The sequence below is a fragment of the Citrobacter sp. MGH106 genome (genome assembly GCF_001037495.1).
GTDB classification, from domain to species: Bacteria; Pseudomonadota; Gammaproteobacteria; order Enterobacterales; family Enterobacteriaceae; genus Citrobacter; species Citrobacter murliniae.
Genome location: NZ_KQ089822.1, coordinates 286,036 through 301,239 on the forward strand (window position 1 = coordinate 286,036; position 15,204 = coordinate 301,239).

The 15,204-nt window shown below is 48.5% G+C and carries 7 protein-coding genes and 1 tRNA gene; 3 read left to right on the forward strand and 5 right to left on the reverse strand.

Translation table 11 applies throughout. The features are described from left to right. Positions 1-460: 460 nt before the first annotated feature. Together SK36_RS01355 and SK36_RS01360 are read left to right on the forward strand one after the other, a co-directional pair. Positions 461-7,378, forward strand: a complete 6,918-nt coding sequence (locus tag SK36_RS01355; protein WP_231593065.1) for an autotransporter outer membrane beta-barrel domain-containing protein — start codon at positions 461-463, stop codon at positions 7,376-7,378. A gap of 344 nt (positions 7,379-7,722) precedes the next feature. Continuing rightward, a complete protein-coding gene (locus SK36_RS01360; RefSeq protein ID WP_048220569.1) occupies positions 7,723-8,442 on the forward strand; it encodes a hypothetical protein in 720 nt (239 codons plus the stop codon). Between the two features lie 276 nt (positions 8,443-8,718). Here the strand turns inward: SK36_RS01360 and SK36_RS01365 are convergent. Then, positions 8,719-8,794 (reverse strand) — tRNA-Phe (locus SK36_RS01365). A gap of 105 nt (positions 8,795-8,899) precedes the next feature. After that, entirely contained in the window at positions 8,900-9,607 is a 708-nt protein-coding gene (locus tag SK36_RS01370; RefSeq protein ID WP_045447429.1) for a DUF554 domain-containing protein, read from the reverse strand. Between the two features lie 469 nt (positions 9,608-10,076). Between SK36_RS01370 and SK36_RS01375 the strand changes: the two genes are divergently transcribed. Next, positions 10,077-12,212 (forward strand): ornithine decarboxylase, encoded by a 2,136-nt coding sequence (locus tag SK36_RS01375; protein ID WP_048220571.1) that lies wholly within the window; start codon positions 10,077-10,079, stop codon positions 12,210-12,212. Positions 12,213-12,268: 56 nt separating this feature from the next. Here the strand turns inward: SK36_RS01375 and SK36_RS01380 are convergent, their stop codons facing one another. The 3 genes from SK36_RS01380 to SK36_RS01390 form a co-directional block, all read right to left on the reverse strand. Further along, positions 12,269-13,525, reverse strand: coding sequence for a nucleoside permease (locus SK36_RS01380; RefSeq protein WP_045447421.1), 1,257 nt, complete (start codon positions 13,523-13,525; stop codon positions 12,269-12,271). A 213-nt stretch (positions 13,526-13,738) separates the two neighbouring features. Continuing rightward, a complete protein-coding gene (gene mltC / locus SK36_RS01385) occupies positions 13,739-14,824 on the reverse strand; it encodes a membrane-bound lytic murein transglycosylase MltC (protein WP_136345243.1) in 1,086 nt (361 codons plus the stop codon). Positions 14,825-14,918: 94 nt separating this feature from the next. Beyond that, the gene (locus SK36_RS01390) at positions 14,919-15,194 is read right to left on the reverse strand and encodes an oxidative damage protection protein (protein WP_045447415.1); all 276 of its coding nucleotides are present in this window, start codon (positions 15,192-15,194) and stop codon (positions 14,919-14,921) included. Between the last annotated feature and the right edge of the window lie 10 nt (positions 15,195-15,204).

Here is a 15,204-nt window from a genome sequence, read left to right on the forward strand (position 1 = left end):
AAGATTATAGTATGAGATTAGTCTTATAGATATCTTTGTCTATATTCAAATTCTCATTTTAAATGAATGGAGACTTATTATCATTTGAATTTTTACAGCCTTTTAATAAGCTGGAATTGTTTATTTGTTGTGATGTGAGTGTGTTGTGTAAATTACAAAATTTATACATATGATTATCAATCATTTGGTTGTTTTTTGTACTTTATTAACATAAAAATCTTTGCTGGCTTAAATTTATAGTCATATTATCTATATAATGTATCACTTTCGATATAAATAGATATTGCTATGCTTGAGTAATACCATCCGTCGAGTACAAGTTGCTCAATGTTTCAGCGGAATACTTCCAGCGAAGAAGTCGTGTCCGTCCGCTGTATATTCATGAGTTCATCTACTGCTATGTGACCACGAAAATTTGCCAGTAAATAAAGGCATCGTGGAGTCCTTCGGAAAGGTAATTATGAATAAGATTTATAAAGTGGTATGGAGTGTGTCGCGCTCGTGTGCATTTGTTGTTTCTGAATTGGCTAATCGATCTGGTGCTTCAGTAGAAACTAATAGCGACGTAGGTATTCGAGTTAATAACTATCGCTTTAATTTATCAACGTTGGCGTTAAGTATAATTGGTGCAGTATTCGCGACGCAGTCGGTAAATGCTCTGGCCGCCGATTATGTACTGCCAGAATACACACCATATACCAATAGTAATGGTGTTGGTCAGCTTGTTGTTGGCGATGGTGAAACGATGAATATCGTCACAGGCGCTAAAGGATATGGCAGTATTGCTTCCGGGGCATCTGGTTTCCAGACGATGACAATTCAGCAGGCAATGGATAGCGGGTATATTTCATCTGGTAGTGAAAATATAAACCTGAAACAAACGACATTAGGTGGTCGTACGCACAGTATTCAATATGTCGATCCTGTCACTGGAGCCTCACGCACAATACAGGTTTACGACAGTAATAATTTCTCCACTAATAATATCGGCGATCTGACGACATATCTGGGGGTTGCAGTTGGCAACGGACAGTATGTCAATATGAAGCTGGCAACCGTAAAGTCGGGTGGTGAGCTTGATGTCAATATCGGTTCAAAGGGAAACGATTGGGCAGAACACACAGAGAACAAGTTTAATGCTGTCACTAAGGTTTCCGGGATTTATAACGTTGAGACCAGCGCCAGCGATACAAAAGATGCCGTACTGAACTACAACTCTAAAACTATCGTGCAAAGCGGTAGCATCGGTAATGTCGCGGATACTTCTGGAAAAACGTTTAGCTTTAATACCGCAACTTACAATGGCACCTTCTCCAGTGCGTTAGGCCAGTATACCGTTAACAATATTGATGATTTAAAAACCTATAATGATGCCCTGGTGAAGGCTGTTGAGGCGGGCCAACTCTCACCTGCAGACTATCAGGCTGAGTTAAACAAAGCCTATTCCACGGAACAAAAAAGCATCCACTTCGATACCAAGATCCCGGCCGGCGATGCTGTATTGCAGCTTGCAAACCGGGATGTGAATAGTTTCATAAAAGCTACCGGAGCGCACTCTGTCGTTAATATTTCTGCTGATGCAAATATTCAGGCTGTGTTCAGTGATACCTCCGTGGTGACATTGACCAAAGGCGCCACGCTGAACAACAACGGTACGTTAGGGACCGCTGCTGGTGCATCGGGGGGCGATTATGTCATTTCGGCACGGGACAGCATCGTGAATAACAACGGTGTTATTGACGGGGGTACCAGTCTTGATGTGAAAAACGCATGGGTCGGTGCACATACCGCGATTCTGTCGACAGGTACCACAAAAGTGCAGAATGACGGCATTATCAACCTCGCTTCTCACCAGGATATTTATAACGCTTACGCTTTGCTGATGAACGACACGGCAACGTTTATAAATAATGGCGTAATGAATATTGCGACTGGCGGTGAACCAGTGCAATCCATCGATAGTGTATACACCTACGGTGTATTTGCTCAGCATAATGTCGTTGCGACAAACAACGGGACTCTCTATATCGGACGTACCGCCCAGGCGGTAAAAGATGAAACGACCAGTGAGGTTGTGGTGACGCTCCCCGCCATTGGTATGTATGTGAAAGGTGGGACTATCAATAACCCCGGCAACATTACTATCGGGGAAAAAGTAGAAAATGCTGTTGCTATCAAGGCGGATGGTAGCGAGTCGCCAGATGGCATCAGCGTTAAGCAAAATGGTGTTATCGATATCAATGGTACCGGGTCAGCGCAAAATACCGGGCTGATGGGTATTAACGGCGCGAAAGGTCTGGAAAACAGCGGCAAGATCAATCTGAATGGGTACAGTGCCAGCGGGATTGAGCTACAGGGAGGGAGCGAGGCGATTCACTCCGGCAGCATCAACATCACCAATGGCAGTACAACCGACAGTACGCAGAAAAACATTGGTGCCTGGGTTGAAGGATCGGGTTCACGACTGACCATGAGCGGGAGTGTCAGTCTTGCTGCAGATAACGCGATTGGTCTGCATGTTCGTGACGGCGGTACGATCGATATTACCGATACGGGTAAAGTGTCTTTTGACAGTGGTAAGAACCAAATCGGTTATTTTGTTTACGGTAGCGGTTCTAAAGTCAACGCATCCTCTTCGACCCTGCAGGACGTATCGACTGAAGGGTCAACGCTATACCGTATTGAAGGCGGTGCAACCTTTGATGGTAGTGGGTCATCAGGTACGACAATGACGGCATCAGGCAAAGACTCCACTATTCTGCAAGTGACGGGGACGGGAAGCCATTTTGATTCCGGTTCGCAATCATTGAGCATCACGGGCGACGGTGCCACTGGTGTGCGTGTGGAAGGCGGTGCTGATGGTGTTATCACTAAAGATGCGGTGATTGTTAAGCTCTCCGGTAAAGGGACCACTGCCGGGATTGTTGATGGTAATTATTACGATCTGTCCGGGAATGTTGATGCGAGTCTGAAGGGCGACTCGGTACTTACCAGCTATGCCACATTGAATACCAGCAACACAGCGGATGGTGCCTTCGGCTACATCGCTCGCAACGGTGGTACGCTTAACCACCAGGGTACTATTGATTTCGCCCAGGCGGGCAGCACCGGCGTCCTGGTTTCTGGCGGCACGCTGAATAACGCTGGTGATATTAACGTTAATGGTGTCGCGGTCAGTATTGAAGGTGCTGATTCGGTTGTTAAAAACGATGCGACGGTAACCGCGACGGATGGCACAGCAGCCTATCTTGTTGGCAATGATGCCTCGCTGAGCTTGACCGGTTCGGGGGAAACCAAAGCAGCAGGAGACGCGCATGGCATCCTGCTGGCTAACGGCGCGAAAGGCCTGACTGTTGATGGCGCTACCATTACGATGGACAGCGCTGGCAAAGGGAGTGCTATTGAAAACGTCGCTAAAATTGCGGGCATCCAGTTAAAAGATACTACTGTAAGCGTAGGTAACGGTATTGGTATTCATACCGGCGCATCGCTGGCGCAAACCAACTCCGGTACTGTTACCGTAACGGGTAGCGGCACGGGGATTTTTTTTGAAAATATTGACGGTAGCGAAACCGATCAAACGCTGGATATGTCCGACTCACGCAATCTGGTGATCAACGTCGAACAGGCTGCAGGCAAAGGGATTGTCACCAATGCGTCAACCGATCTGAAAACAGGTGTCAGCGTTAACGTGCTCGACAGTGACGGCGGTGAAGCGCTGATTATTGGGGGGACAACCAAAAATGTTGAACAATCTGGTGAGCTAACCTCGAAGTCAACAAGCCATGCGGTGGTCAACGCTGATAATGGTGCACTGGAAAGTTTCATTAATAAAGGTGTGATTAAAGCGCTGGATGCCTCGCAAAAAGCAGTGGAAATGCTGACGGGGGCCGGGGTTGCGTTTACAAACGCCGCAGGCGCGAGCATTGTCGGACAGGTTAATCTGATGAGCGGCGATAACACGATTACGCTGGATTCTGGTAGTACGGCCACGGACGTCACGACCGGAAGCGGTAACGATTTGTATGTGCTCAATGATATTAAAGAGACGGAGACATCGCTGTTTACCAGCCTTAATGGTGGTGCGGGTGGAGATACACTTCAACTGAAAAACGCGCAGTACATCCTGAATCGTACTGATGCTATCAGTGGTATGGAGCATATTGATCTCACTGCTGGCTCCGTATTTACCGTTGATAATGTCACATTTGCGCTGGGTGATAATCAAAACGATGCTGCTGATACTGGTTATAGCGTCGACGAGACCAGCACGCTGTCGCTGAAATCCAATAGCACGTATGTCTTTAACAGTCATCTGGCGGGTACCGGTACGGTAGAGGTGGATGCCAGCGGTAATGCGTTCGATTTTACCAGCAACAATGCAGCAGACGGATTCAATGGCACGCTGGCGCTGAGCAACAGCACCTTTGAACTGGCGGGGTTGAATACTCTGGCGCTGAGCCAGGCGACATTAAGTGCGGGTACGGGTAGCGTGACGCATGTGGCTGTTGGCGAGCAGAAGATTGGAGGACTCGCCTTTAACGGCGGTACGGTCAGTTTTGACGGTGTGACCCCTGGGCAGAGTAACGCTGAAGGGACTATTCATTCAGGGAAGATGGATCTTTCCGGGCGCGGTACCGTGCAGGTTGATACTGGCACGATCAGCAACGATCGTCCGCTGGCTGATACCACGCAGTCACTGCTTGAACAGGACGATGCGCAGTCGCTGATCCAACTGGCTACCTCAGATACCCCTGTTTCAGGCGGTGCGGGTAACCTGACGCTGACTGATAGCAATGGCAATATCATTAGTGATGGCGTGGAAGTCGATATCAGTCAAAACGGCGAGGTCGTGGCGAAAGGGACTTATGACTATCGTCTCACCGGCGGTGCGAGTGATGACGGCCTGTACATTAACTATGGCCTGACGCAGGTAGAATTGCTGGCATCTGGAGATAATGCGCTGGTACTGGATGCAAACGGCAAGACCGGCAATGCGGCGGATCTCAGCGCCCGTGTAACCGGGAGCGGAGATTTGGCGTTTGACAGCCAGAAAGGCCAGACGGTATCACTGTCCAATCAGGATAATGATTATACCGGCGTTACCGATGTACGCAGCGGCAACCTTCTGATGCAAAATGATAATGTTCTTGGGCAGACCAGCGAACTGCGTCTGGCGACAGAGTCCGGGTTTGATATGAATGGTCATCGCCAGACTATCGGTAAGCTAGCTGCGGCAGCAGGCTCTTTGCTGAATATTAACGGTGGTAGCCTGACACTTGAGCACGGCGGCTCAGCAGACGGTGTGTTAACGGGAAGTGGTGAGCTGAATGTGAATGCCGATACGCTGACCATTACTGGTGAAAACAGTACGCTGACGGCGACAACCACCATCGCGGAAGGTGCCCGCGTGTTAATGAACACGACTCTGGGCCTTGGTTCGGGTGATATTGTAGCGGCAGGAACGCTATCGATCGGTAAGGCCGCAGGCAATCTATACAATAATATCAGTGATGCCGGGCTGGTTGAACTCAACGGCAGTGATGTTGTGCTGGTAGGCAATAACAGCGCTTTCACCGGTCAGTTCTCTATCGATGCGGATTCCCAACTTACCGCTTCTATTGCAGAAAACCTGGGCAGTGCGGATGTGAGTAATACGGGCTCTCTGGTATTGAACAGCGACACTGACTGGCAACTCAATAATGATGTATATGGTAGTGGTCGAGTGACCAAACTGGGCGCAGGCTCCGTTACCGTAGGTGATAACGCAGCCTGGACCGGGCAAACGGATATTGAGCAGGGCGGCTTAGTGCTGGGCAACGCAACGTCGCCGGTTATCCTTGCCAGTTCACAGGTGAATGTTGCGACATTTGGCATGCTCTCTGGTGTCGGTGGTGTTGCTGGCAATGTGAATAACGCAGGGAGAGTGCAGGTTGGTACCGGGACTGGCGATAATCTTCTGTTTACGGTGGGAGGCAATCTCACTAATAGCGGTACTATTAAGACCGGCGTGAATGGCCAACTGGCGGGCAACCAACTGGTAGTTAATGGCAATTATGCGGGTAATGACGGCCATCTTTCATTAAACACTGCTTTGGGGAATGATGATTCCGTAACGGATAAGCTGGTTGTGAAGGGTGATACCAGCGGCACAACTTCAGTTAGCGTCACTAATGCTGGTGGGAAAGGGGCTGCCACGATCGACGGTATTGAAGTGATCCACGTAGACGGGCAGTCGGATGGTGAATTTACGCAAGCAGGTCGTATTGTGGCGGGCGCTTATGATTATACTCTTGGGCGTGGCCAGGATGAGAACAGTGGCAACTGGTATTTGACCAGTGGTAAAACAGATCCAGACCCGGATCCGAAACCAGATCCTGATACTGATAAAGATCTGCGCCCGGAGGGTGGGAGCTACACGGCAAACCTGGCGGCAGCAAATAATATGTTTGTTACCCGTCTGCACGATCGTCTGGGTGAAACCCAGTACATCGACGCGCTGACAGGCGAGCAGAAAGTGACAAGTATGTGGATGCGTCATGTCGGTGGACATAACAACTGGCGTGACGGTAGCGGCCAGCTGAAAACCCAGAGTAATCGCTATGTAATGCAGATTGGTAGCGATATTGCCCGCTGGAGTGGCGATGGACTGGATCGCTGGCATCTTGGCGTGATGGCCGGGTATGGACATAACAACAGCAATACGCGCTCCTCATCTACAGGTTATCGTTCTGATGGTTCCGTGAATGGTTACAGTGCTGGGGTCTATGCAACATGGTATGCCAATGATGAAACGCATCAGGGGGCTTATCTGGATACATGGGCGCAGTACAACTGGTTTAATAATAGTGTCAAAGGCCAGGGTATTCAGGGTGAATCATACAAATCGAAAGGGATTACCGGATCGCTGGAGCTGGGTTATACGCACAAGCTCGGTGAATTCACCGGAAGTAAAGGTTCTGAAAACGAATGGTTTATCCAGCCGCAGGGACAAGCTATCTGGATGGGGGTTGAAGCAGACGATCATCGTGAATCGAATGGTTCTCACGTCAGCGGCAAAGGAGATGGCAATATCCAGACTCGGCTGGGAGTCCGTACTTTCCTGAAAGGCCACAGTGCAATTGATGATGGCAACGCACGAGAGTTCCAGCCGTTTGTGGAAGTGAACTGGATCCACAATACCCGTAACTTTGGCACAACAATGGATGGGGTCAGTATCCGACAAGAAGGCGCACGTGATCTGGGTGAAATTAAAACGGGTGTTGAGGGGCAAATTAATCCGCAGCTCAATATCTGGGGTAATATTGGCGCGCAGATTGGAGATAAAGGTTATAACGATACTTCAGCGATGATTGGTATTAAATATAACTTTAAGTAACTCAAACTAACTAGATCGAATTCAGTCAGTCCTGGCAATTGACTGAGTTCGAGTTACTTTTTTGGTGCCAGAAAGCAAAAAACCAGCCCTAAGGCTGGTTTTTCTAAATAGTGGTGTCTGGAATCGGATTCGGGGAACTTAAATACTCGTGTCTGGATAGAGTATTTTATGCTAAGTTTTAGATAAATAATCTATCGCATGTTAGAGAGTGTCGATATTAATGGCTTCCTAAGGTAAATATTTAATACGTTATATTTATGTTTTGTTGCATTTACTGCGGTTTATAGCGAACTTGGTTTTTTTGTGTTCTAATATTATTTAGAACAGTTTTTAAGGAGTTATATATGGAATACATTCCAATTTTTCTGGCTTTCGGTTCTGCTCTGATAGCAATTATCGGTAATACATGGGACAAGAATGAGTCCGGCCTAAAAAAACTTACGATTCCAGGACGCTTCACACTCGCTTTAGTAGTTTTTGCACTCATTTACTCATTTGTTTCTACGTATCAACAGCGTGAAAATGAACAACATATTAAATTAGAAAAACAAAAGCTTGGCAAAATTATAAACTTAGAAATATCAAAAAGTTTGAATTCTATAGCATCACCTTTTCGAAGTCTTTACATTGAAAATAATGGTGGTAAATACATCAGTGATAACAACATCTCTTTTGATTTAATGCTTAAGAAGCCGATGCTGGAAAAGGCTCAGAACACATGCCTGGAATTGCGACCAAAGACTTTCTTCTCTGTGCCTGATGGCGGCACATGGAATGATATATTTCGTACTCATATAACATCTGGTATTAATCGTCTTGATAGACTGGTAGATCGCTATGGTTCCTCAATGAGCGTGGATATGCTGGATGCTATCAATGACCTTCAGGTCAATGGTTATTTCAGTTGGTATGCATATAGTATTCCTCGTCGGGAGAGTTCTTCCAGATCAGAAAATGCTATTCCTCCATGCGCTATTGGGCAAGCAATAGGGGTTCATAAAGTGTATCTGGAAATGCTAAAAAAAATTAAGGTTTTGAATGATAGTGAGACGCTTGTTCGTTGAACACGCGTTATGAACTATTTATATGCAGATATCAGTGGATATGTGAGCATACTCATTTTAATTATGCATACTTTTTAATAGTTCCGGGGCTTCAGTCACAAGCCGGTATTTCGTTCGGAAGCACCTACTGCTGAGCAAAACGTTGCCACACCTTGTATCAAAAAAACGAGCGCCGCTCAGCGAGAGGTTGGTGACATTTGCAGTCAGAACGACCACAAATCTACTGCATCCTTCAGAAAGCAAAAAACCAGCCCTAAGGCTGGTTTTTCTAAATTTTGGTGCCCGGACTCGGAATCGAACCAAGGACACGGGGATTTTCAATCCCCTGCTCTACCGACTGAGCTATCCGGGCAACGAGGCGCATTAAAACCGATTCGCTTCGTTTCGTCAACGAAATTTCTTCAATTCAATGCAGACTGCACAATCTATCACCAGATTGCTGGTATTGCACGCATTCTCAGGCAAAAAATGCAGTCCATGCAGCGGAAAGCGGCATTGCCAGTAGCAGAGCGGGAAGCATATTAACGACCGCGAACATTTTGATTCCACAAATGCGTAAGCCGGTTGCCAGCAGCAATAATCCGCCTACAGCGCTAAAATCGGCCATCATTGCAGGCGTTGTCAGTGGCAAAATCAACGCAGCACAGGTGACCAGAGTTAACTGGATTGCCAGCACCGGCACGCAAATGGCTGATACCGCAATACCCAGCGAGCAGGCGAAGATGGCGGCGGTGAAGAAATCGAGAAAAGACTTAGCGATTAAAATATTAGGGTCGCCAGTCATCCCTTCATGCATCGCCCCAAAGATCCCGGTACCGCTGGCGCAAAAAAGCACAATGATTGCTACATAGCTTTGGATAAAAGACTCATGCGTTGCATTTACATCTGATCTGGTGAAAACCTGTTGTGCTTTAGCTACAGCAGCGTTAATCCCTTTTTCCAGATAACAAATCTCGCCGATTAACGCGCCGACCAGCGTTGCCAGAACCATGACTGGCAGATTGGCGCACTTAATTACCAGTAAAATCCCAATACCCAGAGAGGCCAGCCCGAAAATAGAGGTCATTGAGACTCGAATACGTTCTGGTAAATGCTGGCTGAGTAGTGTGCCGAGAACACCGCCACATAAAATGGCGCTGGCATTAATAAAAGGTCCGATTACCACATTCGCTCCTGATTACCCGTTATCGTCTTGATGCTAAAGGCAATGGCCCGGGTGTGTTTATGTTTTCAGATTGCATTATTATGACGCTATCGATCGGAAAAATGGGTGTTTATCTGCAAGATATATGCATAGGATTTTGTCTTGCGCCTGATAGTTAAAGGTGCCAAAATTGCGCGAATTTTCTCCTGTCTCACGGGGCTGCCTGGGATGAATATATTCCCCCTACATCGCCTTCAACATCGCCTTTATGCGCGAAGATTGCCCCTTCCTGCGATATTTTTTCACTCTCCCACTATGCGGTGACGGCAACGCACGCTCACTGCAGGATAACAGTAAAATCAGAGGCTATCTGCTTTTACTGATGTCTGGCGGTCGGGGCTGGTTACCAGTTTGACCTGTCATTTCGTAGGGCGAAGCAATGCAGCTTTGCCCGGGGCTTTTGACTTTCCCGAAACGGGTTTTTGCGCTTATGAAATCAATGAATATTGCCGCCAGTGGTGAACTGGTCTCTCGCCTGTCTACCCATCGTCAGGTGGTGTCGCTGGACAGTACCGATTTTACTGATGTTGCGGCAGTCGTCATTACTGTTGCGGACAGCCGCAGTGGGATCCTTTCGTTGCTTAAACGCACAGGTTTTCATTTGCCCGTGTTTATTTTTTCAGAGACTGATGTGGATGTACCTGCAGGCGTTGAGGCAATTATTCGCGGTAATGCACAGGACTGGCTGGAGCTTGAGTCCGCAGCCTGTCGTTATGAGGAAGAGCTGTTGCCGCCGTTTTATGACACGTTGACTCAGTATGTTGAAATGGGGAACAGCACCTTTGCCTGCCCGGGACATCAGCATGGCGAGTTTTTCAAGAAGCATCCAGCGGGTCGTCATTTCTACGAGTTTTTTGGCGAAAATCTGTTTCGTGCGGATATGTGCAATGCTGACGTCAAACTGGGCGATCTGCTCATCCATGAAGGGTCGGCCAAACATGCGCAAAAATTTGCCGCTAAAGTTTTCCATGCGGATAAAACCTACTTTGTTCTGAATGGCACATCGGCTGCAAATAAAGTGGTGACTAATGCGTTACTGACGCGTGGCGATCTGGTGCTATTTGACCGTAATAACCACAAGTCGAACCATCATGGTGCTCTGATTCAGGCTGGAGCCACGCCGGTTTATCTGGAGGCGGCACGCAATCCGTTTGGCTTTATTGGTGGTATTGATGAGCACTGTTTTGATGAGGAATATTTGCGCCAGCAGATCCGGGAGGTTGCACCGCAAAAGGCCGAACAGCCGCGCCCGTTCCGTCTGGCAATTATTCAGCTTGGCACGTATGACGGGACGATCTACAACGCCCGGCAGGTGATCGACAAGATTGGCAGTCTGTGTGATTACATCCTGTTTGATTCTGCCTGGGTCGGATACGAGCAGTTTATTCCGATGATGGCCGATGGATCGCCGTTGTTGCTGGAGCTTAATGCCAACGATCCGGGGATTTTTGTTACCCAGTCGGTGCATAAGCAGCAGGCCGGGTTCTCGCAAACCTCGCAGATCCACAAAAAAGATAACCATATTCGTGGTCAGGCGCGTTTCTGCCCGCACAAACGTCTGAACAACGCGTTTATGCTGCATGCCTCTACAAGCCCGTTTTATCCGTTATTTGCCGCGCTGGATGTTAACGCTAAAATCCATGAAGGAGGGAGCGGGCGTCGTTTGTGGGCAGAATGCGTGGAGATGGGGATTGAGGCACGTAAAGCTATCATTGCCCACTGTAAGCTGCTCCAGCCCTTTATTCCCCCCGTGATCGATGGCAAACCGTGGGAAACCTATCCGACGAAAACCATCGCCAGCGAGCGTCGCTTCTTTAGCTTTGAACCGGGCGCGAAATGGCATGGTTTTTCCGGTTACGCGTGCGACCAGTATTTTGTCGATCCCTGCAAACTGTTGCTGACCACTCCTGGCATTGATGCGCAGACCGGGCAATATACCGAGTTCGGCATCCCGGCAACGATTCTGGCGCATTATCTGCGCGAAAATGGCATCGTGCCGGAGAAATGCGACCTCAACTCAATTCTGTTCCTGCTGACGCCTGCAGAAAGCGCAGAGAAAATGGCGCAACTGGTGGCTATGCTGGCGCAGTTTGAACAGCATATTGAGGACGACACGCCGTTAGCTGATGTGCTGCCTACCATCACCAACAAATACCCGGTACGCTATCGGGATTACACGCTGCGTGAGCTGTGCCAGGAGATGCACGATCTGTACGTCAGCTTTGATGTGAAGGATCTACAAAAGGCGATGTTTCGTCAGGAGAGTTTGCCGGTCGTGGCGATGAATCCGCAGGACGCCCACAGTGCCTTTATTCGTGGTGACGTTGAGCTGGTGCGTATTTGTGATGCCGCGGGTCGCATTGCGGCAGAAGGCGCGCTGCCTTATCCTCCTGGTGTACTGTGCGTGGTACCGGGAGAAGTATGGGGTGGGGCGGTTCAGCGTTATTTTCTGGCGCTGGAAGAGGGCGTTAACCTGCTCCCAGGATTCTCGCCGGAGCTGCAAGGGGTCTACAGCGAGACCGATGCTGACGGAATTAAGCGTCTGTTTGGCTACGTCTTGAAGTAAGCGCCATCCGGCAAAAAAAAGGTCACCGACAGGTGACCTTTTCCAATAAATGAAGATTAATGCGCGACGGGTTGGGAGCCAGCCGGTACGCGAACGTGTTTGTATTTAAACAGTGCCACGAAAGCGAACGCCAGAACCAGTGAATAACCTGCGAAGATCAGCCACACGGTCTGCCAGTCAGTAATACCATTCAGTGTATAGTACTCAACCACTTTACCGCTCACCAGACCGCCCAGAATACAGCCGAAGCCGTTGGTCATCATCAGGAACATACCCTGTGCGCTGGCGCGAATTTCAGGTCGCACTTCTTTTTCCACAAATACGGAACCCGAGATGTTGAAGAAGTCGAAAGCACAACCGTAAACAATCATCGACAGAACCAGCAGCACGGTACCGAACGGAGTCGGATCGCCGTAAGCAAACAGACCGAAGCGCAGCATCCACGCCACGATACTGATAAGCATGACGTTCTTGATACCGTAACGGCTTAAGAAGAACGGGATGGTCAGGATAAACAGGGTTTCAGAAATCTGCGAAATCGACATCATCACCGAGGCGTGTTCAACGATAAAGCTACCGGAGAACAGTGGGTTGTTATCGAAGCTGTGCAGGAAGGTATTGCCGAACATATTGGTAATTTGCAGCTCTGCGCCCAGCATCATTGAGAAGATGAAGAAAATAGCCATACGCTTGTTTTTAAACAGCGCGAATGCATCCAGGCCGAGCATTGACGTCCAGCTCTGGTTTTTTTGCTGATTGGCAACCGGAATATGCGGCAGCGTCAGGGTAAACAGTACCAGTACCACGGATAATGTCGCGCCGATGTAAAGCTGCATATGACTCAGTTCAAAGCCAGAGAAGCTTACCGCCCACATGGCCAGAATAAAGCCGATGGTGCCCCAGATACGAATTGGCGGGAAGTCGGTGACAATATCCATCCCGGCAGATTGCAGGCGATAGTAAGAGATAGTGTTGATTAGCCCTAACGTTGGCATATAGGCCAGTGAGTTAAGCAAGATCACAAAGAACATGGCCCCTGGCGTGGTGACCTCGGCGGCGGCGAACAGTGTTCCTGCGCCGACCAGGTGGCAAAGTGCATAAACCCATTTTGCACTGATCCATTTGTCAGCCACGATCCCTAACAGCGTTGGCATAAATACGGCGGCAATCCCCAGGGAGCTATACACTGCGCCAATGGATGCACCATCGAATTTAAGGGTGACAAACATATAAGAGCCGAGGGTCGTGAGCCAACTACCCCACAGGCAGAACTGCAGAAAGGAGAGGACTTTCAGCTGCAGCTTAAGATTCATGTTAATTTCCTCACACCGTAATGCGGATGAATGTTTTAAAAGGCACATTTGCCGTTGCAATATGATGTGATTCTATCAATGAGAGACACTCTTTTTTTGTTAGCTGTGACAAATATTTGCAAACAATTTCTAATTGCAAGGTAAAAGAGTGATGGAGTTAACACTTTTTGCTCTCCTGACACCCATTAGCGGAGGTGTCAGGAGAGGACGATGTTAACGTCGACGATAGGTTTTCTGTGCGGAATTAACCTTGTAAAGATAACGACGTGATTCTGCGGATGGATGTCGCGTGGTCAGGGTTTGATAAACATCCCCCGGGGACATGCTGTTGATAATATTTGCGGCCTGAATCTTATCGCTGGAGAAAACGCGCAGCACGCTACCCGCCCCGCCGTTATAGGCGGTGATCACCGCATAGCGGCGCGAGGTCGGATTATCAATACCGCCCAAATAGACATTGTTGAGCATCGCCAGATAGGCTGTACCCGTGTCGATGTTACTGGCCGGATCAAACAGGAAGCTGCGGCTTGGCGTACCCGAACGCCCCTGAGAGCGGAATACATCTTTCCCGGCGCTGTGTTGTACCACCTGCATTAACCCCAACGCATCGGCATGGCTGACAGCATACGGGTTAAAGGACGATTCGGTCTGCATGATTGCCAGAATCAGCGATTCGTCGACACCGTACTTCCGCGATGCCTGCCGTACCATGCCGATATATTTATGTGCTCGCTTATCAAGGTGGTTTGGCACCAGATTGATCGTCACGCTATAGATGATGCGCAGGCCGTTGCTGCGGCTCTTAAGTCGCGTTTGTAGCAGGTAATTCGCGAAGTTTGTTGCACGCCCCTCCCAGCGAATGGGCTGACCGGTATTATCAACCACCTGCCCATACAGGAACGGCTCTTTGGAAATCTTGATATCATCGACATCGGAATAGAGATCGATAGATCCGGGATCATCGCCCATTAGCAATGTCTTGATGATCGCCCGACGCAGGTGTCCGGCGGGATCTGTCCCGGCGATGGTCTCAACGGTTATCGTACCGTCATCAAAGTTGATGTGGCTGCGGGTTTGATACTGATCGGTATACTTTACGTAGTCTTTCGGACCCGCAATCAGTACTTCCTTGAATCCCCACAAATTCTCAATGTTATGAGCAAATTGCCCCATCAGAATATCAAAACCGTTGGTATCCTTGACCCAGGCTTCGTTATAGGTATCGCCTTTTTTGGTCGAACTGGAACAGGAGATGAGCAACGGCGCAATAACGGCAAGCGCGAGAAATTTTTTCATCATTCCGGGAGTGCGTGTTGTGTTTGTTGTTGTATCGTTTTGCCGGAGGGTGGTGTGAGCACCTTATCCGGCCTACGAAATTGTCAGCAAGAGATGCTTATTTTTTATCTTCCGGCGTATAGCCTTCAATATGCACGTCCTTACCTTCAAACAGGAAGTTAATCATTTCCTGTTCCAGCAGCTTACGGTGTTCGACGTTCATCATATTCAGTTTCTTTTCGTTAATCAGCATGGTTTGCTTATGCTGCCACTGTGCCCACGCTTCTTTCGAAATCTCGTTGTAAATGCGTTTTCCCAGTTCGCCTGGGTACAGCTGAAAATCCTGACCTTCTGCATCGCGTTGCAGGAAAGTACAAAAAATCGTTCTGCTCATAAAAAATCCT

What these genes read in the sequence shown, in the direction of transcription:
- SK36_RS01355 (WP_231593065.1), top strand. Translation starts at nt 461, where the DNA reads ATGAATAAGATTTATAAAGTGGTATGGAGTGTGTCGCGCTCGTGTGCA.
- SK36_RS01360 (WP_048220569.1), top strand. Translation starts at nt 7,723, where the DNA reads ATGGAATACATTCCAATTTTTCTGGCTTTCGGTTCTGCTCTGATAGCA.
- SK36_RS01375 (WP_048220571.1), top strand. Translation starts at nt 10,077, where the DNA reads ATGAAATCAATGAATATTGCCGCCAGTGGTGAACTGGTCTCTCGCCTG.
- SK36_RS01380 (WP_045447421.1), bottom strand. Translation starts at nt 13,525, where the DNA reads ATGAATCTTAAGCTGCAGCTGAAAGTCCTCTCCTTTCTGCAGTTCTGC.
- mltC (WP_136345243.1), bottom strand. Translation starts at nt 14,824, where the DNA reads ATGATGAAAAAATTTCTCGCGCTTGCCGTTATTGCGCCGTTGCTCATC.
- SK36_RS01390 (WP_045447415.1), bottom strand. Translation starts at nt 15,194, where the DNA reads ATGAGCAGAACGATTTTTTGTACTTTCCTGCAACGCGATGCAGAAGGT.